General features: G+C 72.8%; 23 protein-coding genes. 11 read left to right on the top strand and 12 right to left on the bottom strand.

What is annotated here, in order from left to right; genetic code table 11:
- The first annotated feature begins 262 nt into the window (after positions 1 to 262).
- Positions 263 to 1030, top strand: coding sequence for a GntR family transcriptional regulator (locus tag ACIRSS_RS34505; protein ID WP_400902393.1), 768 nt, complete (start codon positions 263 to 265; stop codon positions 1028 to 1030).
- Positions 1031 to 1394: 364 nt separating this feature from the next.
- On the opposite strand, the gene ACIRSS_RS34500 is transcribed toward ACIRSS_RS34505, so the two are convergent.
- From ACIRSS_RS34500 to ACIRSS_RS34485, 4 genes are read right to left on the bottom strand one after another with little or no spacing between them, the layout of a single operon-like run.
- Complete coding sequence (locus ACIRSS_RS34500) at positions 1395 to 2708, bottom strand: hypothetical protein (protein ID WP_400902390.1); 1314 nt, start codon at positions 2706 to 2708, stop codon at positions 1395 to 1397.
- The gene (locus ACIRSS_RS34495) at positions 2705 to 3094 is read right to left on the bottom strand and encodes a PTS sugar transporter subunit IIA (protein ID WP_400902388.1); all 390 of its coding nucleotides are present in this window, start codon (positions 3092 to 3094) and stop codon (positions 2705 to 2707) included. The genes ACIRSS_RS34500 and ACIRSS_RS34495 overlap by 4 nt, the downstream gene beginning before the upstream one ends.
- Before the next feature lie 9 nt (positions 3095 to 3103).
- Entirely contained in the window at positions 3104 to 4720 is a 1617-nt protein-coding gene (locus ACIRSS_RS34490; protein WP_400902385.1) for a PTS system mannose/fructose/sorbose family transporter subunit IID, read from the bottom strand.
- A 6-nt stretch (positions 4721 to 4726) separates the two neighbouring features.
- On the bottom strand, positions 4727 to 5203 hold the full coding sequence (locus ACIRSS_RS34485) for a PTS system mannose/fructose/N-acetylgalactosamine-transporter subunit IIB (protein ID WP_400902382.1): 477 nt from the start codon (positions 5201 to 5203) through the stop codon (positions 4727 to 4729).
- A gap of 409 nt (positions 5204 to 5612) precedes the next feature.
- Between ACIRSS_RS34485 and ACIRSS_RS34480 the strand changes: the two genes are divergently transcribed.
- The gene (locus ACIRSS_RS34480) at positions 5613 to 6872 is read left to right on the top strand and encodes a ricin-type beta-trefoil lectin domain protein (RefSeq protein WP_400902380.1); all 1260 of its coding nucleotides are present in this window, start codon (positions 5613 to 5615) and stop codon (positions 6870 to 6872) included.
- Between the two features lie 60 nt (positions 6873 to 6932).
- Positions 6933 to 7877 (top strand): MBL fold metallo-hydrolase, encoded by a 945-nt coding sequence (locus tag ACIRSS_RS34475; RefSeq protein WP_400902377.1) that lies wholly within the window; start codon positions 6933 to 6935, stop codon positions 7875 to 7877.
- Here ACIRSS_RS34475 and ACIRSS_RS34470 read toward each other — a convergent pair.
- Positions 7874 to 8053: a hypothetical protein gene (locus tag ACIRSS_RS34470; RefSeq protein ID WP_400902374.1), complete on the bottom strand. Its 180-nt coding sequence runs from the start codon at positions 8051 to 8053 to the stop codon at positions 7874 to 7876. The genes ACIRSS_RS34475 and ACIRSS_RS34470 overlap by 4 nt on opposite strands.
- A 187-nt stretch (positions 8054 to 8240) precedes the next feature.
- Here ACIRSS_RS34470 and ACIRSS_RS34465 point away from each other — a divergent pair, with 187 nt between their 5' ends.
- From ACIRSS_RS34465 to ACIRSS_RS34455, 3 genes are read left to right on the top strand one after another with little or no spacing between them, the layout of a single operon-like run.
- Positions 8241 to 8801 (top strand): RNA polymerase sigma factor, encoded by a 561-nt coding sequence (locus ACIRSS_RS34465; protein ID WP_400902371.1) that lies wholly within the window; start codon positions 8241 to 8243, stop codon positions 8799 to 8801.
- The gene (locus ACIRSS_RS34460) at positions 8798 to 9238 is read left to right on the top strand and encodes a hypothetical protein (RefSeq protein WP_400902369.1); all 441 of its coding nucleotides are present in this window, start codon (positions 8798 to 8800) and stop codon (positions 9236 to 9238) included. The genes ACIRSS_RS34465 and ACIRSS_RS34460 overlap by 4 nt, the downstream gene beginning before the upstream one ends.
- 28 nt (positions 9239 to 9266) lie before the next feature.
- A complete protein-coding gene (locus ACIRSS_RS34455) occupies positions 9267 to 10073 on the top strand; it encodes an esterase/lipase family protein (protein ID WP_400902366.1) in 807 nt (268 codons plus the stop codon).
- Here the strand turns inward: ACIRSS_RS34455 and ACIRSS_RS34450 are convergent.
- Genes ACIRSS_RS34450 through ACIRSS_RS34440 form a run of 3 tightly spaced genes read right to left on the bottom strand, consistent with a single transcriptional unit; the run spans position 10063 to position 12937 of the window.
- A complete protein-coding gene (locus ACIRSS_RS34450) occupies positions 10063 to 10905 on the bottom strand; it encodes an ABC transporter permease (RefSeq protein WP_400902364.1) in 843 nt (280 codons plus the stop codon). The genes ACIRSS_RS34455 and ACIRSS_RS34450 overlap by 11 nt on opposite strands.
- Positions 10902 to 11813: an ABC transporter ATP-binding protein gene (locus ACIRSS_RS34445; RefSeq protein WP_400902363.1), complete on the bottom strand. Its 912-nt coding sequence runs from the start codon at positions 11811 to 11813 to the stop codon at positions 10902 to 10904. The genes ACIRSS_RS34450 and ACIRSS_RS34445 overlap by 4 nt, the downstream gene beginning before the upstream one ends.
- Positions 11810 to 12937, bottom strand: a complete 1128-nt coding sequence (locus ACIRSS_RS34440) for a hypothetical protein (protein ID WP_400902360.1) — start codon at positions 12935 to 12937, stop codon at positions 11810 to 11812. The genes ACIRSS_RS34445 and ACIRSS_RS34440 overlap by 4 nt, the downstream gene beginning before the upstream one ends.
- A 165-nt stretch (positions 12938 to 13102) precedes the next feature.
- On the opposite strand from ACIRSS_RS34440, the gene ACIRSS_RS34435 reads away from it, so the two are divergent.
- The gene (locus tag ACIRSS_RS34435; RefSeq protein WP_400902358.1) at positions 13103 to 14161 is read left to right on the top strand and encodes a methyltransferase; all 1059 of its coding nucleotides are present in this window, start codon (positions 13103 to 13105) and stop codon (positions 14159 to 14161) included.
- Here ACIRSS_RS34435 and folP read toward each other — a convergent pair.
- Positions 14158 to 15030 carry a dihydropteroate synthase gene (folP, locus tag ACIRSS_RS34430; protein WP_400902355.1) on the bottom strand — a complete coding sequence of 291 codons (873 nt, stop codon included), beginning with the start codon at positions 15028 to 15030 and terminating at the stop codon, positions 14158 to 14160. The genes ACIRSS_RS34435 and folP overlap by 4 nt on opposite strands.
- A gap of 96 nt (positions 15031 to 15126) precedes the next feature.
- On the opposite strand from folP, the gene ACIRSS_RS34425 reads away from it, so the two are divergent.
- The gene (locus ACIRSS_RS34425; RefSeq protein WP_400902353.1) at positions 15127 to 15774 is read left to right on the top strand and encodes a rhomboid family intramembrane serine protease; all 648 of its coding nucleotides are present in this window, start codon (positions 15127 to 15129) and stop codon (positions 15772 to 15774) included.
- Positions 15775 to 15925: 151 nt separating this feature from the next.
- Here the strand turns inward: ACIRSS_RS34425 and ACIRSS_RS34420 are convergent, their stop codons facing one another.
- Entirely contained in the window at positions 15926 to 16702 is a 777-nt protein-coding gene (locus ACIRSS_RS34420; RefSeq protein ID WP_400902351.1) for an alpha/beta fold hydrolase, read from the bottom strand.
- Between the two features lie 95 nt (positions 16703 to 16797).
- On the opposite strand from ACIRSS_RS34420, the gene ACIRSS_RS34415 reads away from it, so the two are divergent.
- Positions 16798 to 17544 carry a trypsin-like serine peptidase gene (locus ACIRSS_RS34415; RefSeq protein WP_400902349.1) on the top strand — a complete coding sequence of 249 codons (747 nt, stop codon included), beginning with the start codon at positions 16798 to 16800 and terminating at the stop codon, positions 17542 to 17544.
- A 73-nt stretch (positions 17545 to 17617) separates the two neighbouring features.
- Here the strand turns inward: ACIRSS_RS34415 and ACIRSS_RS34410 are convergent, their stop codons facing one another.
- Both ACIRSS_RS34410 and ACIRSS_RS34405 read right to left on the bottom strand, forming a co-directional pair.
- Positions 17618 to 18445 (bottom strand): hypothetical protein, encoded by an 828-nt coding sequence (locus ACIRSS_RS34410; protein WP_400902348.1) that lies wholly within the window; start codon positions 18443 to 18445, stop codon positions 17618 to 17620.
- Between the two features lie 175 nt (positions 18446 to 18620).
- Entirely contained in the window at positions 18621 to 19256 is a 636-nt protein-coding gene (locus ACIRSS_RS34405; RefSeq protein WP_400902346.1) for a TetR/AcrR family transcriptional regulator, read from the bottom strand.
- Between the two features lie 93 nt (positions 19257 to 19349).
- On the opposite strand from ACIRSS_RS34405, the gene ACIRSS_RS34400 reads away from it, so the two are divergent.
- Both ACIRSS_RS34400 and ACIRSS_RS34395 read left to right on the top strand, forming a co-directional pair.
- Positions 19350 to 21035 carry a TIGR03086 family metal-binding protein gene (locus ACIRSS_RS34400; protein ID WP_400902343.1) on the top strand — a complete coding sequence of 562 codons (1686 nt, stop codon included), beginning with the start codon at positions 19350 to 19352 and terminating at the stop codon, positions 21033 to 21035.
- Positions 21036 to 21293: 258 nt separating this feature from the next.
- Positions 21294 to 22133, top strand: a complete 840-nt coding sequence (locus tag ACIRSS_RS34395) for a hypothetical protein (protein WP_400902341.1) — start codon at positions 21294 to 21296, stop codon at positions 22131 to 22133.
- Positions 22134 to 22143: the final 10 nt, after the last annotated feature.

Here is a 22143-nt window from a genome sequence, read left to right as displayed (position 1 = left end):
AGCAGTCGCGGTCTCGCCGGCCAAGCCACCGGCCGACCCGCGGCAGGCAGTCGCGCGCCAGGCCTCGGTCGAGCCGCGGCGAGCACCCGAACCACCACCTGCCCGCCGGCCTCGGACCAACCGCGGTCGCCCGATCGCGCGCGCTCGCTGGACCCGACGGCAGCGGTGCCTGCCCCCGAACGCCGTCACCACCCTTCCTTCGTGGTCGCGCCACCGGATGAGCGGTGTTACCCACCGGCGGGCGGCGCGACATACTGAACCCATGCCCCGTCCCAAACACGTCCCCGCGAGCGATCTCCGGCTCCCGGACGCGCTGCAGCCGGGGCGGCCCAAGGGCGACCAGCTGCGCGAGATCCTCGAGAGCGTCGCGACCGAGGCCGGGCCCGGGCGGCTGATGCCGTCCGAACGGTTCCTCGCCGAGCACTTCGGCGTCGCCCGGGGCACCGTGCGGCAGGAGATCAACCGCCTGGTCTCCGACGGCGTCCTCTACCGCCAGCACGGCACCGCCACCTTCACCGCCGAGCGCCAGACCGCGCACATCGACATGCTGACCTCGTTCACCGAGGACATGAAGGCCCGCGGCGTCGTCCCGAAGACGAAGGTGCTGCACGCCGAGGTCGAGGGCGCGGGCCGGCGGCTGGCCGGCCGCCTGAACGTCCCGCCGGGCGCGCGGGTGTTCCGCCTGGAGCGGCTGCGCTTCGTCGAGAACGAGCCGTTCGCCGTCGAGCGCACCAACCTCTCGGTCGACCGGTTCCCCGGCATCGAGCTGTTCGACTGGGAGACGCAGTCGCTGCACCGCACGATCGAGGAGCGCTGGGGCGTCCACGCGGAGTGGAACGACACGGCGATCTCGGCGGTCCTCCCGGACACCGGCGACGCCGCGCTCCTCGGCATCGAGCCGAGCCAGCCGTGCCTGATCATCGAGGGCACCCTGCACGACCAGAGCGGCGGCGTCATCGAGGCGGGCCGGTCGCTCTACCGCGCGGACCGCTACACCGTCTTCACGCAGGCGCGGCGCAGCCCGGCCTGAGCGGGCAACCCATCCCCGCCGCGCGTGATCACGGGGAAAGGGAGGGACGTCGATGGCACCAGCGCACCGCGTACTCGTGCCGGCCGCGGTCCTCGTGGCGTCGGCCGCGCTCGTGGTCTGGTCCGCGCACGAGGAACGGCCGGCCGCGGGAACCGCGATCCTGGTTTCCGGCTTCGCTGTGCTCGGCGTGGTCCTGTGGTCGGTCGCCTGGTGGCGGGGAGCCTGGCGGCCGCGCGGTGCGCACCTCCCATTGCTGCTCGGCCTGTTCTTCCTGGCGGTCGGCGGCCCCGCGGTGGTGACCGACGTGATCCTCCGGCGCCGGGCTCTTGGGCGTCGCCGTGCTCCGGGCCGGCTTTCCGCTCGGTCAGGAGCGCAGCCGCGCCTCCTGATGCGCCCGGAGCAGCTTGAGGCAGTGCTCCACCAGCTTGTCCCCCGCGTCGGGCTCGAACAGCGTCACGTACGACTCGTAGATCCCGTCGCGGTGGCCGTCCGCGTCGGGCAGGTAGCCCAGGTAGCCGTCGGAGTAGCCGATCACCCGCGTGTGCCGGAACGGGCTGCCCCGCCGGATTCGCAGCCCCAGCGACGCGAACAGCTCGAACGGCGTGTGCAGCCAGGCGATTTCGCCCAGCGACACAACGCTCACCGGGACCTCCGCGCAGCCCGTCGGTCGCTCGGTGGCCGCCATCGCCGCCAGCATCGCGCAGCCCTCGTAGCGCGTCTGCGCGATCCGGACGGCCGGGTGGTCTTCGCCGTGGTGCGCCAGTTCGCGCTGCCACTCGCGCTCGGCCGACTCCCGCAGCTCCAGGCTGTCCTCCAGCGACGGCACGTCCCGGTAGGGCAGGTGCAACGCCGAGCGCGTCATCCGGACCGGGCCGGTCTCGGCCCCGGAGGACGCCTCCGCCAGTGTCCGGGCGATCGACGTCGCCAGGTGGCCGCCGAGGGTGCGGACCTCGGCGTGGTCGCGGCCGCGCCGGACGAACCGGGAGCTCGCGTCGCCCGCCGCGCCCTGCAGGAACGCCGAGACCGGCTGCCCGATCAGCGCCGCCAGCTCGCGCCGCGTCGCGCCCGGCCAGTCGGCCGACCAGGTGAGGTTGTCGGGCCCGAGCACGGTCGGGTGGCTCGCGTAGTCGAACAGCAGCGCCGCCGGCGAACCGTCGTCGCGGCGCAGTTCGAGCACGCCGAACGACGTGTCGTGCGGGCCGTCCGGCCGGTAGCGGTTGCCGCCGACGGCCTCGGTCGACCCCGCGTGCCAGCGGGCCCGGACGCGGCCGCGGCACGCGCGCAACCGCAGCGCCGCGCCGGTGACCGTCTCCGCCATGCGGCCGACCAGCCCGGGATCGCGCCGGCCCGGCAGCCCCGGGTGCAGCGGGCCGGTCCAGCCCTCGGGTCCGGAATGCGTGTGCGACGCGCAGAGCAGCACGCGCTCGGGGTCGATGCCGACCGCCGCGGCGACGGCGTCGGCCAGGGTGCGGGTCAGGCCGGCGTCGACCGCGAGCGCGTCGAGCGCCACCCACAGCACGCCCGGGTCGTCCTCGGTGGACAGCCAGATCAGCGACGCCTCGAGGTCGTCGTGCGTGCCGGTGGCGACGCCGTGCCGGGCCAGGTAGCCGCCGAGCGGGTGCCCGGGTCCCGGCGTGATCCGGACGTCTTGCGCGGCGAGCAGCAGCGCGGCGGTCACCAGGTCGATTCCAGGACGTCGACGACGCCGTCGCGGCCGGCGGCGCGCGCCACCCCGGCCAGCTCGGTGACGTCGCCGGTCGTGTGCAGCAGGACTTCCAGCAGCATCGGCAGGTTGAGCCCGGAGACCAGCTGGATGCGCGGGTGCACGGCGGCGAGCGCGCGGACGGCGTTGAACGGCGAGCCGCCGTGCAGGTCGGCGAGCACGAGCGCCTCGGTGGCCTCGCCGAGCAGCGCGAGCAGCCGGACGCCGAACTCCTCCGGGCTGTCGTGCGGGCTCAGCTCGCACACCTTCAGCCGCGACTGCGGCCCCAGGATCATTTCGGCGGCTTCCCCCACGCCGGAGGGCAGCCGCCCGTGCCCGGCGAGGACGATCGGGACGGACATGGCGGTCTCCTAACCCTTTGCCGGGGCCGACGGCGCGAACCAGCCGAGCCACCCCAGGATGACCCCGGCGACGACGACGATGGCGATGATCCAGACGGGCCGCAGGCGGGCCTTGGCCGTGAGCAGGTACACCCCGGCCGTGACGAGCACCGGCAGCAGGAACGGGACGAGCTCGTCGAGCCGGTCCTGGATCGCGACGGCCTGCGTCACGGGCTGCCCCTGGACCGTCGTGGTCTGGCGGTAGGTCAGCGTGGTGACGACCTTGACGATCGACGGGATGAACCCGCCGAGCACGACGAACCCGAGCACGGTGGCCCCCTGCGCGACGCGCGCGAGCGCGCCGGCGGCGAGGTGGCCGGCCAGCCGTTTCCCTTCGCGGTAGGCGAACCCGAACTGCCAGCGCCGGATCAGCGCGTACGGCACGAGGACCATCACCGCGGCGAACGCGGGGCCGAGCCAGTTGCCCTGCAGCGCCCAGGACGCGCCCATGGTGAAGACGATGCTGTTGTACAGCGCGAAGACGACGGTGTCGCCGATGCCCGCCATCGGGCCCATCAGCGCGACCTTGGTGCTCGCCGCCGACTTCGGCGTACCGGCTTCTTCGAGGGCGACGCTGGAGCCGAGGATCAGCGGGCCGCCGACGAGCACGGAGGTGTTGAAGAACTGGAGGTGCCGCTGCAGGCCGGCGACGTAGTCGGCCTTCTCCGGGTAGAGCCGGCGCAGCACCGGTTCCATCGAGTACGCGAACCCGAGCGCCTGCATCCGCTCGTAGTTCCAGGAGATCTGGCTCGACCAGAAGTACCGGCGGAACACCCGCCGCAGGTCCTGCTTGGTCAGCCGGGCGTCCACAGTGGACTCTTCGGCGGTCTCCGGTACCTCGATCGCCGGTTCGTCGCGCTTGAGCGTCACGAACAGCATCGCCACCGCCACGCCGATCAGCGCGATGCCCAGCAGCGGCACGTGGAGGTAGGCGAACGCGACGAACCCGATCAGCAGCAGGTACCAGTACCGCGAGAGCTCCATCATGCCGAGCAGGAGCGCGAACCCGACGGCGGGCAGCAGCGACCCGGCGAGCGTCATGCCCTGCACGAACCCGGCGGGGATGCTCGCGGTGATGTCCTTGACCAGGCCGCCGGACGCGGCGAGCGCGGCGAGGAACGTCGGGATCGCACGCACCGCCACCCACGGCACCAGGCTGACCCAGTGGATCACCGCGAGGCCGCGGGCGTTGCCGTCGGCGGCGTAGCCGTCGGCCCGGTGGACCAGCGCGGTGGTGATGATCTTGCCGACCGGGTCGAGCGCGGAGAGCAGGATGGCGGCGGGCAGCCCGACGCCGAGCCCGATGGCGACCTGCGCGGACGTGTCGCCGGCGGCGCCCGCGGCCAGCGCGGTGCCGACGATCGCGCCGGTCTGGTAGTCCGGGATGGTCGCGCCGCCGTAGGTGTAGACGCCGAGAGCGGCGAGCTCCAGCGTCGCGCCGATCAGCAGGCCGAGCAGCGGGTGCCCGACGATCAGCCCGGCCACCGAGCCGGCGATGAGCGGGCGCTGCGCGTAGATGAGGAACGGGCCGAGCCCGTCGTAGGTGCAGTAGATCGCCCAGAGGGTCAGGGCCAGCGCGACGAGCATGCGGGGCTAAAGCCCTTTCCGGTCGAGCAACGGGACGAATTCGGTGGGCTTGTCCTGCGGCATCAGCTGCGTGACCAGCGGGACGCCGGACGCGGCCAGCTTGCGGTAGGCGTCGGCTTCGTCCGCGGTGACCGCGATCGAGCGCGTGACCATGGTGTAGGCGGTGCCGGGGCGCGGAGCGACGTTGCCGACGTTGACGGCTTCGGGTCTCAGGCCGCCTTCGACCAGGCGGAAGGCGTCTCCGGGGTCCTTGGCGAGGATCATGACGCCGGCGTCGGCGGTGGTTTCGAGCGTCTCGGCGACGGTGAAGACGTCGGTGGGCAGCCCGCGGGCGGCCTGCGGGAGCAGCATCCGCTGCAGCTCGTCAGCGGCGACGTCGTCGTTGCAGACGACCAGCCGGCGCACGCCGAGCCGCCGCGTCCACGCGACGGTGACCTGCCCGTGGATCAGCCGGTTGTCGATCCGGACGTGTGCCCCCGCCATGTGTCTCCTCCCGGCCCGCAGCGTCCATACTGGTTCGTACCAGTAGTTGTGTCAACGCTGTCCGTGACCGGTGGTTTTCAACGACGGCTTCGCGCGGCCGACGGAAGGACCCCTCAGACCTTCCGTCGGCCCGCGAGCGCGAAGCCCCCTCGATTCACCCGGACCCTCCCATAAAGGTATATACCAGTATGGGCGTCCGAGATCGACTGTCAAGACCTGCGCCGATGATCGGTACGAAGATCATTTTCAATCGGTCGACCGAAATGGACCGACTGGACAGACGCGTGGACAATTCACTCCAGGCTGTCCGTTCTTGTCAGTGACAGCCCGCTCACTCCCTGCCTATCATCCTCAGTGGTCTAGACCGCACTTCTCGTCCCTGCCGCACCGGGAAAGGCGGAACTCCCCCATGACCGCGAGATCCCCGCGCCTCGCCGCGCTCAGCGCCGCCCTCGTCCTCGCCACCTCGCTGCTCCCCTCGGCCGCCGCCGCGGGGGATGGCACCGAACCGCTGCCCGGCCGCCTGCGGCACCAGACCGCCGCTGCCGCCCCGATGTCCGCCGTCTGCGACGGCGACGGCACCAGTGGCAAGCGCGTCCAGGCCCTCTACGTCCGCGGCGACACCCAAGCCGACCGCTACAGCCAGTTCGTCGGCCAGTTCCAGACCTTCGCGAGCCAGATCGACGACGGCTTCGTCGAGGCCGCCTACCGGCTCGGCGGCGGCGTGCGGCACGTCCGGTACGTCACCGACTCCAGCTGCCGCGCGACCGTCAGCAACGTGACCATCGCCCAAGCCGACATGGCCACCGTCGACACCATCACCAACGCCATCAAGGCGCAGGGCTACAACCGCGCCGACCGCAAGTACATCGTCTGGTACGACAAGGACGGCTGCGGTCTCGCGTTCGGCAACGGCGGCAACGACAGCCCCGGCTCGGGCAACCCCTACAACGCCGGCCCGCACTACGCCACCGTCGGCACCGGCTGCTGGTCCTGGCAGGCGACCGGGCACGAGCTGCTGCACACCCTCGGCGCCGTCCAGGGCAGCGCACCGCACTCCACCGCCTACGGCCACTGCTGGGACGACGAAGACATCATGTGCTACGACGACGGCGGCCTGCCGAACCCGCCGGGCACCCTCGTGAAGGTCTGCCCCGGCGCGCCGGAGAACCAGTTCGACTGCCTCGGCGACGACTACTTCAACACCAACCCCGCCCCCGGCAGCTACCTGGCGACGCACTGGAACGTCGCGACCAGCGCGTACCTGATCGCCAGTGGCACGCCCTACCCCGCCGGCACCATCACCGGGATCAGCGGCAAGTGCGTCGACGTGTCCAACAGCGGCACCGCCAACGGCACCGCCGTCCAGCTGTGGACGTGCAACAGCACCGCCGCCCAGCGCTGGACCCGGCAGAACGGGACCGTCCGCGCCCTCGGCAAGTGCCTCGACGTCGCCAACAGCGGCACCGCGGACGGCACGCTCGTCCAGCTGTGGGACTGCAACGCCACCGGCGCGCAGAACTGGCAGGCCCGGTCGGACGGCACGCTGCTGAACCCGCAGTCGGGCAAGTGCCTCGACGCACCCGGCGGGTCCACCGGCGACGGCACCCGCCTGCAGATCTGGTCCTGCTCGGCGGCGGCCAACCAGCGTTGGGTTATCTCGGGGTAAAACCCCGCAACCTGCCCGCGCCCCCGTCGTTATCAGCTTCGTCAGTCCAGGGGAGGAACCATGCCGGCCGTCACTTCGAACATCGTCCCGCTCCGGCACGCGCGCCCGGGCGTGGTCGCGTACGTGAAGAGCCCGGCCGAGTGGTTCGTCTCCAACAGCGGCTGGATCCAGGGCAGCGAGGGTGTCGTGCTGGTCGACACCTGCGGCACCGAGCAGGCGACGCTGGAGCTGGTGCGCGACGTCCGCAAGTACGCGGGCGAGCAGGAGCTGACCGTCGTGGTCACGCACGCGCACGGTGAGCACCACAACGGCGTCGGGGTCGCGCTGCGCGACGGCGGGACGGCACTGGCCGCCCCCGGCAGCGTCGACCTGGTCAAGGCCGGGCCGCAGACCTACGGCAACGTCTTCACCTACACCCAGTGGGGCGTGCTCGAGCCACCGGAGCCGGCCGCGGTCCGGCCGGTGCCCGGCTGGCAGCGGCTCGACCTCGGCGACGCGGTCGCCGACGTCGTCGCGGTGCCGGGCGTCGCGCACACCGCGGGCGACCTCGTGGTGCACGAGCCGCGCTCGGGCACGCTCTTCACCGGCGACCTCGTCTCCATCGGCGACACCCCGATGGCGGTGCACGGCTCGGTCACCGGCTGGCTCAGCGCGCTCGACTGGCTGCAGGACACGTTCCGCCCGCGGACGCTCGTGCCCGGCCACGGCCCGGTGGCGACCCCGGGCCACAGCGCGCTGCACGCGATGCGCGTCTACCTCGAGTGGCTGCTCGAGGTCACCGGGCGCCAGACGGACTTCACGCGGCTGGCGAACCAGGCGTCGCTGCGCTGGCCGCACTGGCGCAACCCCGAACGGCACATCGGCAACCTGATGCGCGCGTACGCCGACCAGCACGGCCGCAAGCTCGACGTGGACCTGGCGGTCGACGCCGTCCTCGCGGCCGCCGGCGGCCGGATCGACCTGGACTGCGTGCTCGGCGGGGAACCGGTCCGCCGCATCTCCTAGAGCCGCACCACTTCCGGCACCACCGGCGTGTCCCCGAGCCACGTGCAGGCGGGCACGCCGGTGCTCGAGGGCACCGGCACCGCCTTGCCGATCTTCACGCCGGCCACCGGCCGCCCGCACGCGGCGAGGTCCAGCACCAGCAACGGTACGACGAGCAATATCTTCCGGATCCGCATCTCAGCTCACCCCGGCTTGGTCTCCACACTCCCACCCGGCACACGGCGGCCGCGACGACGCGGTTCAGCGCGAACGGGTGTATTTCCGCGGGCCCGCGCGGATCGGATGAACGGGGGGACGACCGGAAGGAATCCCCCGATGGAGTACCGGCTGATGGCTAGGCTGAGCAGGTCGATCGGAGGTGCGGTGGACACCACGACCCTGCTCGAAACGGCCGCTCGCGGCGACCAAGCGGCCTGGGACACCCTGGTGGACCGGTACGCGAGCCTGCTCTGGGCGATCGCGCGCGGCCACCGGCTCTCGGACGCCGACGCGGCCGACGTCGTCCAGACGACGTGGCTGAAGCTCGTCGAAAACCTCGGCAAGATCAAGGACCCGGACCGCCTGCCCGGCTGGCTCGCGACGACCGCGCGGCACGAGTGCCTGCGCCAGCTGCGCCGCGCCGGCCGCGAACGGCCGTCCGACGACCGGGACTGGCCCGAAGAGGCCGCCGGCCACCCGGGTGTCGACGCGGCCCTCCTCCTCGACGAGCGCAACGCGACGCTGTGGCGCGCGCTGGCCGCGTTGTCGGAGCAGTGCCGGCAGCTGCTGCGGGTGCTGATGGCGACGCCCCCGCCGTCGTACGCGGACGTGGCGGCCGCCCTCGACATGCCGGTCGGCAGCATCGGCCCGACCCGGCAGCGCTGCCTGGCCCGGCTGCGGGAGCGGGCCGGCGCGGCCGGGCTCGGAACGGAGGACCGGACGTGACCGACGACGACGAACTCCTCGACGAGCTGCGCGCCGCCGCCCGGCAGGCGGACCCGGTGCCGGACCTCGTGCTGCGCCAGGCCCGGGCGGCGCTGGCCACCCGCGACCTCGACGCGGAACTGGCCGAGCTCGGCTTCGACTCCGACCTCGAGACGGCGGGCGCGGTCCGCGGCGGCGACGTCCGCCTGCTGTCGTTCGACTCGGCGCGCGTGTCGCTGGAGCTGCAGGCCGAGTACGAAGACGACCGCGTCACGCTGCGCGGCCTGGTGACGGGCGCGACCGGCGACGCGGTGGTCGAGGCCGCGGGCGAGCGGCACGTCCGGCCGATCGCGGCGGACGGCTGGTTCACCGCGACCGGCCTGCCGCGCGGGGCGACGCGGGTGCGGGTGACGGCGGCGGACGGCACGACGGTCACCACCGGCTGGACCAGCCTCTGACCCGCGCCGGCCGGGGCATCATGGACTGGTGCGGATCACGGCTTGGTGGCGCGGAATCAGCCCGCGACGGCGGCTGCTCATGGGCGGCGTCGTCGTCGCGGTGGCCGGCGTGCTCGTCGCGTCCGTCCTGGCCGCGACCGGCACCAGCGCCGCGCCGCAGTCCGGCGTCCCCGACCAGGGCAAGCCCGGGCCGGTGCTGCTCGTCCCCGGCTACGGCGGCGGCCAAGGCGCGCTGAACGAGCTCGCCGCCCACATCCGGCAGGCCACCGGACGCTCCACCGAGGTCCTCACCCTGGCCGGCGACGGCACCGGTGACCTGCTCGAACAGACCGGCGTCCTGGCCGAAGCCGTCGAGAACGCGTACGCGCGCGGAGCGCCTTCGGTGGACGTCATCGGCTACTCCGCCGGCGGGGTCGTGGCCCGGCTGTGGGTCAGCCGCGACGGCGGCGACCACCAAGCCCGCCGCGTCGTCACGCTCGGCGCGCCGATGCACGGCACCGGCCTCGCCGCGGCCGGCGGCGCGCTCGTGCCCGGCGCGTGCCCGACCGCGTGCGTCCAGCTGGCCCCGGGCAGCACGCTCATGCAGGAGCTGGCGAAGGAACCGATCCCGGCGACGCTGCCGTGGCTGTCGGTGTGGACCGAACGCGACGAGACCGTCACGCCCCCGGAGTCCGCCCGCCTCGACGGCGCCGTCAACGTCCCCCTCCAGCAGGTCTGCCCCGGCAACCAGGCGGGCCACGGCGACCTGCCCACCGACCCCGCCGTCACCGAGCTCGTCCTGCAGGCCCTCGGCACCGGCCCGCTCGAAGCGCCCACCGAGTGCCTCAGCTCGTGACGTCCTTGGTCGCGAAGTTCGCCCACGCGGCCCCGAAGAACACGACGATGTAGCCGGCCTGCAGCAGCAGCCCGTGGTCGATGTTGCGCCACAGCACGGGATCCCGGAAGAAGTCGATCCAGGACAGCCAGTAGTGCGTCGGCAGGTACGGCTTCACCGACGCCGCCGCGTCCAGGGTCTCCAGGACCGAGCTGGTGATCAGCACGGCCAGGCCGCCCAGCGCGGCCCCCAGCGCCGAGTCGCTCAACGTCGAGAGGAACAGCGTGATCGCGGCGAACCCCAGCATCGACGTGACGATGTAGGAAACCGCGCCCAGCAGCCGCAACCCGAGCCCGGACGAGCTGAGCGACTGCCCCGACAACGACGTCACGCCGGTCGGCTGCCCGCCCGGCCCGGCCACGCCCGGCGTCCCGCCGGTGCCGAACAGGATCACGCCGAGCACCAGCGACGTCAGCACGACGATCACGATCGCCGCGGTCACGTACACGGCCAGCGCGATCATCTTCGCGCCGAGCAGCCGCGTCCGGCCGACCGGGCGCACCAGCAGGTACCGCAGCGTGCCGCCGGACGCCTCCCCCGCGATCGAGTCGCCGGCCACCACCGCGACGGCGATCGGCAGGAACAGCGGCAGGACGAGCGCGAGCGCGGCCGCCGGGAACAGCGCGCCGTCGTTGACCACCGCCGACAGGAACGCCCCGCCCTGCCCGGGCGGCGGCGCGAAGTCGGCCGTCGCCAGGAAGACGCCGACGATCGCCGGCAGCAGGCAGAGCAGCAGCACGCTGACCCACACCCGCGGGCGCAGCGCGAGCTTGCGCAGTTCGACGCCGATCACCCGGCGCCCCCGAACCGGTCCGAGCCCGGACCCGTCACGTCGAGGACGACCTCTTCGAGCGTCCGCTGTTCGGCGTGGATCGACGTCACGCGCACGCCCGCTTCGACCAGCAGCGCGTTCAGCGCGGCCGGGTCGCCGTGCCGGATGACCAGGCGGTCGCCGTCGCGGGCCTCGAGCTGGCCGTCGAGGACCGCGGCCGCCGCGGCGGCGTCCGGTGTGCCGACCAGCACCCGGCCGGTCGCCGCCCGCAGCGTCGCCAGGTCCTCTTCCAGCACGAGCCGCCCGCGGTCGACGACGCCGACGCGCGTGCAGAGCTGCTCGACCTCGGCCAGCAGGTGGCTGGACAGGAACACCGTGGTGCCGCCCGCGTTCAGCTCGACGAGCAGTTCGCGGATCTCCTTGATGCCCTGCGGGTCGAGGCCGTTGGTGGGCTCGTCGAGGATCAGCAGCCGGGGCTTGCGCAGCAGCGCGCCGGCGAGGCCGAGGCGTTGCCGCATGCCGAGCGAGTACGCCTTCACCGGCCGCTGGTCGACGCCGCCGAGGCCGACCCGTTCGAGGGCTTCGTCGATCCGGTGCCGCCGGGTGCGCCGCCCGCCGCCGCGCCCGGCGGCGTCGAGCAGCGCGAGGTTCCGCCGGCCGGACAGGTGCGGGTACGCGGCCGGGCCCTCGACGAGCGCGCCGACCTCCGGCAGCACCTCGGCGACCCGCTTCGGGACGGGCTTCCCGAGCACCTCGATCTCGCCGCTGGTCGCGTAGACGAGGCCGAGCAGCATCCGGACGAGCGTGGTCTTGCCCGAGCCGTTCGGGCCGAGGAAGCCGTAGCGGTCGCCTTCGCGGACGGCCAGGTCGACGGCGTCGACCGCGAGGGTGGCGCCGTACCGCTTGGTCAGCGCGCGCGTGACGATCATCGGCCGCTCCGGCGCAGCCGGGACAGCTCGTCCGCGACGGTCTTCAGCACGTCCGGCGTCACCGTCCCGGCCAGCAGGTAGGAGCGGCGGAAGGCCGACGCGCGGACGATGGCCAGCGACAACGGCGTGATCGACAGCTGCACCACGGTCCCGGCGGCCAGCTTGACCTGCACCGCGCCGGCCTTCGCGGCGGCGTCGGCGGCCGCGTTCCCGACCGCGCGCGGCACGGCGACGACCACGAAGGCCGCGAGCCCGCTGCCGTAAAGCGCGGCGCCCTCGACGCCGCCGAAGTCCGACGACACCACCGGGCGCCCGGCGAGCGTCGCCGGCAGCGGCACCTGGCCGAGCGCGCCGAGCGCGTTCGAGACGTCCGGGGCGCTCGCCACGGTGAACCCCGAGCCGAGCACCGGCTTCGGCGCCTCGACGACCGGTGTCGTCTGTTCGAGCTGCTGGAATTCGGTGACCAGGATCGGCGCGTCCTGGCCCCGGGCGGTGACTTCGACGCGCACGGGCAGGCCGGTCGCCGGGTCCGCCCAGACGTCGATGCGCCCGATCGTCGTGGCCGGGTCGGCGGGCACGAGCCGCAGCCCGGACGCGGAAACCCCGGCGACGTTGCGGCCCGGCAGCGCGCTCACCGGGTCGCCCTTCGCCGCCTTCAGGACCCGCCGCGCGAGCTCGGGTGGCAGCAGGTCCCCGGCCCGCGGGAGCCGGACGCTCGGCTCGCCGACCAGCTCGGTCAGCGTGTTGTCGCCGTAGTCCCAGGTGTATTCGCCGTCGGGCAGGCGGTAGACGTCGTGCTCGCCGGCGGTGCCGAGGATGTCGACGCGGTAGCGGTCGGGCCCGGCGTACCACGCGCGCATCGGCGTCCGCATCGAGAAGAGCGCCGTGACGGGAGCGAGGTTCGGCAGCTCCGGCAAGGCGAGCGACCCGGCGCTTTCGGCGTAGCCCTGGTACGGCTTTCCGGCGGACGCCAGCACCAGATCACGAAGCCGGGCGGGATCGACGCTCGCGCCGGCCGGGGCCAGCGCGGCGACGACGGACGGCACGGACACGAGCACCGCGGCCACGGCGGCGACGACCGCCCACCGGCGCCGCTTCGCGTGCCGCACCACCGAGGGCGTCATCCGGCATCACCTCTCCGTCCTTTGTACGCCATGGCCGCTACTGTCGAGGGGTGACGAATCCCGTTCATGCCGCGGTCCTGAGCTAGTCCGGCTCCGGACTCCCGCACCCCCGCCCGTCTCGCGGGCGCTTCACCGTGCCCGCAGCATGAACGGAAACCGTTTCCCGTGGCTCGTCTCGTCGTGCCCGGCGAACCCCCTCGCCGGCTCTTCTCCCCTCCCTCGCGGCAGGCGGTCGTCGCCGACGACCGCCTCTCCGCCGACGCCGCCCTGCGCACGGCGTCCGCCCTGCTCTGGCGCGGGGACTACCCCGCCGCCCGGCGGCTGCTCGACGCCATGAACCGGCGGATCCCACCGCCACCCCCGGACGACTACGCCCGCTACCGCGCTTGGCGCACGCGGCGGGCGCAGCGGCTCTCGCTGCTCTACGTGCCCCTCGACCCCGGCCACGTGCTCCCGCTGCGCCGGGCGCCGGACGTCTCCGCCGCGTGCACGGCGGTCTACGGCCCGCTCGACGTCCCCGCGGCGGTGCCGCTGCGGGAGCTGCTCGGGGTCATCGGCGCGGCGGAATGGCGGCGCCGGGGCATCGCGGTCGCGGCCCTGGGCGCGCGGATCCACCCGCACCACGGCGTGTTCGCGCCGATCCGCCAGGAGTACGTCGACCTGGTCGCGGCGGCGCCGCTGCCCGCGCGCACGCTGGCTTTCGACATCGGGACCGGCACGGGGGTGCTGGCGGCGGTGCTCGCCCACCGCGGCGTCGCCCGCGTCGTGGCGACGGACGCCGATCCCCGCGCGGTCGCGTGCGCGACCGAGAACCTGGCCCGGCTCGGCTTCGGCGCACGCACCGAAGTCGTGTGCACGGACCTGTTCCCACCGGGCCGGGCCCCGCTGGTGGTGGCGAACCCGCCGTGGCTGCCGGGCCGCCCGCGCACGCCACTCGACCAAGCGGTGTACGACCCGGGCAGCCGGATGCTGCGCGGCTTCCTCGACCGGGCGCGCAGGCACCTGACCCCGGACGGCGAGGCGTGGCTGGTGCTGTCGGACCTCGCGGAGCACCTCGGGTTGCGGACGCGCGAGGAGCTGCTGGGCTGGATCGCGGCGGCGGGTCTGCGGGTGCTCGGGCGCACGGAGACACCGGCCCGGCACCCGCGTGCGCTCGACCCCGCGGACCCGCTGCACCGGGCGCGGGCCGCCGAAGTCACGTCACTCTGGCGGCTCAGTCCTTAGTGGACGGTGAGGCCCGCGACCGCCTCGACGGCTTCCCGCGTCTCCCGGACGTTGTGGGCGCGGAAGACCGCCGCGCCCGCGTGCGCCGCGATCGCCGTGGCCGCGAGGGTGCCCGCCAGGCGGTCGTGGGCCTCGACGTCGAGCGTCTCGCCGATCAGGTCCTTGTTCGACAGCGCGACGAGCACCGGCCAGCCGGTCGCCACCAAGCGGTCGAAGTGGCGCAGCAGCTCGAGGCCGTGGCGGGTGCTCTTGCCGAAGTCGAACGTCGGGTCGACGAGCACGCCGCCGCGCGGGACCCCGGCGGCGACCGTCCGCTCGGCCGCCGCGGTCAGCTCGGCGACCACGTCCGCGACGACGTCGTCGTACCGCGGCCAGAACGGGCGGGCGGGCGTCGGTTCGGGGTACGGGTCGGTGCGCACCGGCATGCCCCCGACGTGGGAGCAGACGTAGCCCGTGCCGAACTCGGCGGCCACCTCGACCAGCTTCGGGTCGGCGCCGGCCCAGGTGTCGTTGAGCAGGTCGGCGCCCGCTTCGCAGACCCGGCGGCCGACCTCGTGGCGCCAGGTGTCGACGCTGATGACCAGGTCCGGGTGGCGGTCCCGCACCTCGGCGACGAACGGCACGACCCGGGCGCTCTCCTCGTCGACGTCGACCTCGGGGCCCTCGCCCGCCTTCACCCCGCCGATGTCGACGATGTCGGCGCCCGCCGCGACGGCGCGGTCGACGGCGTCGCGCGCGGCGTTGCTCGCGAAGGTCGCGCCCTTGTCGTAGAAGGAGTCGGGCGTGCGGTTGACGATGGCCATGACCAGCGCGCGGTCGCCGGGCATGCGGCGGCCGCGGAAGACCGTCTCCGGCCGGGGTGACGTCATGACCTCAACCCTGCCAGGTCACGGCTCGGTCCGGAACGCCGCGTCCGCGGCCCCGGGCCGGTTATCCTCGGGCGCACACCGAGCGGGGGGAACGACATGACGAGCGGCGAGGGACCGGCCCGCAGCGAAGCCGAGATGATGATCGCCGAGGCCAAGAAGGCCTTGTGGGTGATGGTCGGCCTGCTGGCCTTCCTGTGGGTCGTCCAGCTGATCAACGCGCCGACCGGCTACAGCCTGAGCAACGAGTTCGGCATCGAGGCGCGGAACCCGGCGTCGCTACCGGAAATCTTCAGCGCCCCGTTCATGCACGGCAGCTGGGGCCACATCGAGGGCAACTCGGGACCGCTGTTCGTGTTCGGCTTCCTCGCCGCCTACCGCGGCGTGAAGAAGTGGCTCGGCGTGAGCGTGCTGATCATCGTCGCGAGCGGGCTCGGCGTCTGGTTCATCTCGCCGTCGGGCTCGGTCACGGTCGGGGCGAGCGGCCTGGTGTTCGGCTACTTCGGCTACATCATCGTGCGCGGCCTGTTCGACCGGCACCCGATCGACCTCGTGATCGGGCTGGTGATGGCGTTGTGCTTCGCCTACCAGTTCGCGTCGCTGCTGCCGAGCGAAGAAGGCATCAGCTGGCAGGGCCACCTGTTCGGCTTCGCCGGCGGCATCATCGGCGGCTGGCTGTTCCGCGACAAGCGCCCGAAGGCGGTCACCGCCCCCGACCCGGCGACGACGCTGCTGCCCAAGAGCTAGCCGAGGTCCGCGAGATCCAGGACGGTGACGCCCGCGCACAGCAGCGGCGCGGCGGCCGCGGTCAGCAACCTCCACGCCGCCAGGGAAGCGGAGCCCGCCGACGTCCACGACCGGCGCTGCGGGAGTCCGTTCGAAGCGCTATCGCGCCCGCTTATGCCCCGAAGGCGAACACCGCCGCGACGAACTGGTCCGGGTCGAAGTCCATCGCCTGGTGCGCCTGGCCGTGCAGCGGCACGACGTCGGCGCCCGGGATGCGCGCGGCCGCCGCGTCGGCGGCGAGCCGCAGGTACTCCGGGCTCTCGGTCCCGGCGAACAGCCGGACCGGGATCGCGATCTCGCCGAGGCCCGCGCCGAACTCCATCGCCTCCACGACGTCCAGCTCGCGCGGGATCGTGTGCGCCGCGGCCACTCGCGCCGGCCAGACCGGCGTGCCGCGCATCGCCTCGACGTCGGCCTCGCCGAGCCGGAGCGCCTCGCGCAGGAAGATCCGCAGGATTTCCTCGGGGTCCCCGGCCGCCCGCATGCGGTCGCGCGCGTCCGCGCCGACGACGTGCCCGCCCAGCTGCGGCCGGGGTGGCTCGTAGGCCACGAGCCGCGTCACCGCGTCCGTCTTCCGGACGGCCTCCAGCGCGCACAAGGCGCCGTAGGAGTGCGCCAGCAGGTAGACGTCTCCCCCGGCCGCCTCGGCCACGGCGGCGATGTCCTCGCCCTCGCGCCCGATGGCGTAGTCGGGTGCCTCGTCCCGGCTCAGGCCGCGCCCCCGGCGGTCGACGAGGTGGAGGCGGTAGCGCTCGGCGAGCCGCTCGCGCACCGCCGTCCAGCGGGTGTGGTCGGCGCCGGTGCCGTGCACGAGGACCATCGGCGGCCCGGCGCCGAGGGTCTCGAACCCGATGACCGTTCCGTCGGGCGACCTGACCGAGCTCGGCATGGCCCCGACCATAGCGCCCGCACAGCCGCTGTGAAGTCGCTGTGCATCCAGCTCGTTGAGCTGCCAAGCCGGCTCCCGTGTGGTGATCTGGAGTCGTGGCGATCAACTTCCTCAGGCCCGCGCTCGCGGGCGCGGCGACCGTGCTGGTGCTCTGCGCCGGGCTGGTCGCCGGTACGAACACGACCGCCGACGACGCGTACGCGGCCGGAGCGCCGGTCACTTCTTCGAATTCCCCCGCTCCCGCCGTTCCGGCGAAAACCGTTTCCCCGGTCGGCGCGTTGTTCGCGAACGGGAGCCATTTCTGCACCGCGAGCGTCGTGCATTCCGGCGGCGGCGACCTGGTGCTGACGGCCGCGCACTGCGTCCAGGACGGAATGTCGTTCGCCCCGGCTTATCACGACGGCGTCGCACCACTGGGAATGTGGACGGTCACCTCTGTCGCCGTCGCGGACGGCTGGACGTCTTCGGCCGATCCGGATCTGGATTTCGCGTTCCTGACCGTTCGGCAGGCCGGCAATCCGGCGTCGCTGGAAAGCCTCACCGGCGCGAACGTCCTCGGCACCGATCGCGGATTCGTCCACACGATCACCCTGTCGGGGTACCCCGACACGACCGATTCCCCGGTGGTGTGCACCGGGACGACCACGCGGTCGGACACCTACCAAATGCGCGTCGCGTGCCCCGGTTTCCCGGACGGCACCAGCGGCGGCCCGTGGGTCACCGACGGCGCGGTCATCGGGGTCATCGGCGGCTACCAGCTCGGCGGCGACACCCCGGACGTCTCCTACAGCGCGTACTTCGACGACGACATCGCGAAGCTGTACGCCTCGGTCGCCGGCTGAAAACGGCGGAAAACGCGAACCGGGCCCGCGTCCCTGGCGGAGGACACGAGCCCGGTTCACCTCTCGCGAACCCTCAGCAGGTCACGATGAGCCCGGTGAGCGCCGAGCACGTCTTCGACGCGCTGTCGTTGGCGCTGGTGGGATCCTCCGGCGTGCTGGCCGTGCGCACCGCCGTCGTGGTGTACGAGCCGAGCGCCAGCAGGCCGCCGTTGGCCGAGAACTTCGCCGTCGCCGAGGCGCCGGACGCCAGCGACGCGACGTCGCAGTTCACGTTCCGCGTGGTGCCGACGTGGGCGCAGCCGGTGCCGCTCGCGTACGACAGGCCGGACGCATACGTTGCCACCACGCGGATCCCGGACGCGGCCGACGGGCCGATGTTCGTCACGGTCACCGTGTAGTCGATGCGCGCGTTGAGGCCGCCGTGGCCGGTCGCGGCGAGCCCGACCTTGATGTCGGCCTGGGTCACCGGGCTGGCGACCGTGATGACCGGGCCGTCGAGGATGTCGAAGGCGTAGTTGTCGCCGACGAACTGGTGCTGCAGCGTGAACTGCCCGGGCGTCGCGGTGTCCTTGACCTTCAGGGTCCACACCGTGGTCCTCGTGCCGCCCGCCTCGAGGTCCCCGAACGCGGCGCGGTAGCTGCTGCCGGCCTGGAAACAGCCGACCGAGGTGGTGTTGGTGCAGGAAACGACGTCGACGACGTCGGTGATCGCGGTCGGGTTGCCGTAAATGGCGCCCTTCGCGAAAGTCACCGTGAAATCGCGGTCGTTGTGAATGGTTTGCGTGACGGTGAAGGTCTGTCCCGGCACCACCGTGGTGGTGCTGACATCGACGGCACTCGTGGGCGTATCCGCCTGCGCGGCGGGCGCCAGCGCGATGAACGCCGTGGCCAGTGCGGCCACCGAGGACAGGATCGTGGTCCGTCGCCAGGGTCTGTGCATAGTCGTGGTCTCGCTGTTCCGTCCGGGGAATGCCGCTCTGACTGATGCTGCGTGGTATTCATGGACATCCGACGCTGATCAGTCGTCACAATCCCGGCATTCGTTACCGCCATCCGGACGCGCCGCGGCACGGCCGTCAGGACGGTTGCCAGCGGCCGTTCATCTCACCGGGGCGCGGCGGCGGCCCGGGCAGAACGCCGTCTTTTCCGGCTTCCAGCCCTTCGATGAGCATCGCCAGGTACCGGCGGCGCAGCTGGGCGGTGCGCTCCGGGTCGTCGACGCGGATCGCCGCGCAGCACTCGAGGATCATGCCGAGGTCTTCGGTGACGGCGTCTTCGCGGAGCCGCCCGGTCGCCCGCGCCCGCGCGAAGAGGGCCGCCGACAGCTCGTTGGCCCGCCGCGCGTCGGCGCCCATCTCCTCGGTCGGGGTGAACGTGCCGGCGAGGTGGACGGTCAGCGAGTGGACGTCGGCGTCCACGACCCGGCGGAGGAAGCCGGTGAGCGCCGTCCAGGGATCCGGCTCCTCGTCGGCGGCCTCGGCCTCGGCGATGAAGGTGCGCAGGCCGTCGTGGCAGAGCCGGCAGAGCAGGAGCTCCTTGCTCGGGTACCGCCGGTAGAGGGCGCTGATGCCGACCCCGGCGCGCTCGGCGACCTGCGAGATCGGCGCCTTCGGGTCCGCGAGGAAGACGTACCGGGCGGCGTCGAGGATGAGGAGGTTGTTGCGGGCCGCCTGGCCGCGGCGGCCGGGCAGGGCGGTCTCGGTCTCGGGCATGCCCTGGAGATTAGCACTGGAACGGATCATTCCGGTCTGCTACAGTTCGGAACGAAGCATTCCGTTCCGCTCATTCGACCCGAGGAGCCCGCTATGACCGTTCGCCCGTTCCGCGCCGAGGTCCCCCAGTCCGCCCTGGACGACCTGCAGGCCCGTCTGCAGCGGGCGCTGTGGCCGGACGACCTGCCCGCCGAGTACGGCGTCACGAACGAGCGAGTCCGCGCGCTGGCCGAGCACTGGCTGGAGAAGTTCGACTGGCGGGCGTTCGAGGAGCGGCTCAACGCGTACCCGCAGTTCGTGACGGAGATCGACGGCGAGACGATCCACTTCCTGCACGTCCGGTCGTCGCGGGCGGACGCGAGGCCGCTGGTGCTGACGCACGGCTGGCCGGGCTCGGTCGTCGAGTACCTCGACGTGATCGGCCCGCTGACCGAGCCGGAGTCGGCCGACGAACCGGCGTTCCACCTGGTGATCCCGTCGCTGCCGGGCTTCGGGTTCTCGGGCCCGACGCGGGCGGCGGGCTGGGGCACGCACCGCACGGCGGCGGCGTGGGCCGAGCTGATGAGCCGCCTGGGCTACGAGTCGTACGGCGCGGCGGGCAACGACGCGGGCTCGATGATCTCGCCGGAGATCGGCCGGCTGGTGCCGGAGAAGGTTGTCGGCGTGCACGTTACGCAGCTGTTCTCGTTCCCGTCGGGCGACCCGGCGGAGATGGCGGACCTGAGCGAGGCCGACCAGGCGGCGCTGGCGCACCTGCAGTGGTTCTACGAAAACATGTTCTCCTTCAACACCTTGCACAGCCAGCAGCCGCACACGCTCGCGTTCGCGCTGGCCGACTCCCCGCTGGCGCTGCTGGCGTGGAACGCCCAGCTGTTCGGCGAGCACCTGGACGCGGACTTCGTGATCGCGAACGTGGCGCTGTACTGGCTGACGGGCACGGGCGGCTCGTCGATCCGCTTCTACTTCGAAGACGCGCACACGCCTTCGCACCCTTCGTCGCCGACGACGGTCCCGACGGGCCTGGCGATGTTCGGGGGCGACTTCCAGTCGATCCGCCGGTTCGCCGAGAGGGACCACGCGAACATCGTCAGCTGGAACGCGTACGACGCGAGGTCGGGAACCGGCGGCCCCCGAGACGCGGCCGGCCACTACGCGGCGCACGAGGCCCCGGAGGTCCTGGTGGCGGACATCCGCGGGTTCTTCGCGAGCCTGAACAGCTGGCCGCTTTTGACGGCGGCGCACAACGCCTTGCGCACGGCCGTGGCGGGGGTAACGGACGGCACCCTCCCGACACCGTGCGCGGAGTGGACGGTGAACCAGGTGATCCACCACGCCGGAGGCGACCAGCAGGGCTACGCGGCGTTCATCACGGGCGAGCCGGGCCCGAACTTCAACCCGTTCGCGCCATCGGGAGAGCTGGACGGCGCGCTCGCCTTCCTGGAGCCGACGCTGGCCGCCTCGGCGGCAGCATTCGCCACGGTTCCCCGGTCGGCAACGGAAGTCCCGACGCCCCTCCCCCAGGGCGCCCTCCCGGCTTCGGTGGCGGTGGGAGCGGCAGCATTGGACGCGGCGGTCCACGCGTGGGACATCGCGGTGGCGACGGGTCAACCGTCCCCGCTGACGCCGTATCTGGCGGAGTCGTTGCTGCCGGTGGCGAGGGAGTTGGCAGAGCCGTTGCGAGGGTTCGCGTACGCGCCGGCTTTGGCGGGTTCGGAGAAGGACGACGCGGCGGCGAAGCTGCTGCGCTACTTGGGCCGCGATCCTCAGTGGACGGTGTGAGAGAGCCTCTGAGCAAGATCCCGCTTCGAACAGCAATCCTTCGCTCCGATGCCAGCGCGCCAAGCCCGCAGCACCCTAGCCTGGCCAGCGCAGTTTCCCCCAGTCAGCAACACTTCCGGCCCCAGCACCAGCACGTTCCGCCGCGACCAAGCCGTTGCCCGACAGCAGTCCACCACCACAAAGACCGCCCTTCCGCAACCGAATACCCGCCCCAAAACCCTTTGCCCCCAACCAATCCCCCTACCTACCCTGACCCCCATGACGAACCGACCGTTCCGGTGGGACCTGGTGCGTCCCGACCAGGTCGGCACCCTCCTCGACCGAGCCCCGCAACCCCACCTCTGGTACCTCGACGACCTCACCGAAGCCACCGCGAAAGTCCTCGCCCGCTGCGGTGACGGCGAACTCCACTTCGTCGGCCGGTCGCTCGACAGCATGCACGACCTCCTCGGCGGGGCCCTCGAACGCACCTCCTGGCGCGACCGCGTCCACCAGCTCCCCGTCTCCCTCAAACCACGGCTCGCCTACAGCCGGCGAGACGTCGAGATCCTCAGGGAGAACCTCGCCGAAAACGGGATCACCCCCTACGAACTCGCGCGCGGGACCCGGCCGACCGTCTTCGTCGATCTCGTCTTCGAAGGCGATACCTTCACCGAGCTCTACCTGCGGCTGCGGGACTGGATCGACGACGAACGCGAGGCCTGGCACGTCATCCGGCGCAAGCTGCGGTTCCTCGGCGTCACCCTGCGGCAGCCCGTCCGGCCCGATGCCTGGCGGTGGCAGGAAGACGTCGACTGGACTCGGGAACTGCCCGCGGCCGCCGTGCGGAACGTCTCGCTCGCGCGGGACGTCTGGTCCTACTTCGGTGACCACCAGCCGAAGCTGACCCCCTCCTTCCCGCGGCAGCGGTGGACCGACGAAACCGTCCGGACGCCCGACCACGGCAAGGCGACCCGGCGCGCGCTCGCCGAAGCTTTCGCCCTCGTCGACGCGGGGCGGTCCGCCGAAACGCGGGACCGGCTCGTGCGGACGATCTCCGCCGAACCCGCCATCGCCGGGCCCTGGCTGCGGGCGCTCGTCACCGAACTGCGGTGCTGACCACCCGGTA

Origin of the sequence: Amycolatopsis sp. NPDC101161, assembly GCF_044768185.1 — a bacterium.
Taxonomy (GTDB): domain Bacteria; phylum Actinomycetota; class Actinomycetes; order Mycobacteriales; family Pseudonocardiaceae; genus Amycolatopsis.
The sequence above is the reverse complement of the archived record's forward strand: the minus strand, read 5'-3'. Positions and strand labels throughout refer to the sequence as shown.

Bases quoted from the DNA above. Each gene is read 5' to 3' on its own strand.
- ACIRSS_RS34505 (WP_400902393.1), top strand. From the start codon at position 263: ATGCCCCGTCCCAAACACGTCCCCGCGAGCGATCTCCGGCTCCCGGAC.
- folP (WP_400902355.1), bottom strand. From the start codon at position 15,030: ATGACGTCACCCCGGCCGGAGACGGTCTTCCGCGGCCGCCGCATGCCC.
- ACIRSS_RS34490 (WP_400902385.1), bottom strand. From the start codon at position 4,720: ATGCTCGTCGCGCTGGCCCTGACCCTCTGGGCGATCTACTGCACCTAC.
- ACIRSS_RS34495 (WP_400902388.1), bottom strand. From the start codon at position 3,094: ATGTCCGTCCCGATCGTCCTCGCCGGGCACGGGCGGCTGCCCTCCGGC.
- ACIRSS_RS34480 (WP_400902380.1), top strand. From the start codon at position 5,613: ATGACCGCGAGATCCCCGCGCCTCGCCGCGCTCAGCGCCGCCCTCGTC.
- ACIRSS_RS34470 (WP_400902374.1), bottom strand. From the start codon at position 8,053: ATGCGGATCCGGAAGATATTGCTCGTCGTACCGTTGCTGGTGCTGGAC.
- ACIRSS_RS34425 (WP_400902353.1), top strand. From the start codon at position 15,127: ATGACGAGCGGCGAGGGACCGGCCCGCAGCGAAGCCGAGATGATGATC.
- ACIRSS_RS34445 (WP_400902363.1), bottom strand. From the start codon at position 11,813: ATGATCGTCACGCGCGCGCTGACCAAGCGGTACGGCGCCACCCTCGCG.
- ACIRSS_RS34440 (WP_400902360.1), bottom strand. From the start codon at position 12,937: ATGACGCCCTCGGTGGTGCGGCACGCGAAGCGGCGCCGGTGGGCGGTC.
- ACIRSS_RS34485 (WP_400902382.1), bottom strand. From the start codon at position 5,203: ATGGCGGGGGCACACGTCCGGATCGACAACCGGCTGATCCACGGGCAG.
- ACIRSS_RS34420 (WP_400902351.1), bottom strand. From the start codon at position 16,702: ATGCCGAGCTCGGTCAGGTCGCCCGACGGAACGGTCATCGGGTTCGAG.
- ACIRSS_RS34405 (WP_400902346.1), bottom strand. From the start codon at position 19,256: ATGCCCGAGACCGAGACCGCCCTGCCCGGCCGCCGCGGCCAGGCGGCC.
- ACIRSS_RS34475 (WP_400902377.1), top strand. From the start codon at position 6,933: ATGCCGGCCGTCACTTCGAACATCGTCCCGCTCCGGCACGCGCGCCCG.
- ACIRSS_RS34400 (WP_400902343.1), top strand. From the start codon at position 19,350: ATGACCGTTCGCCCGTTCCGCGCCGAGGTCCCCCAGTCCGCCCTGGAC.
- ACIRSS_RS34395 (WP_400902341.1), top strand. From the start codon at position 21,294: ATGACGAACCGACCGTTCCGGTGGGACCTGGTGCGTCCCGACCAGGTC.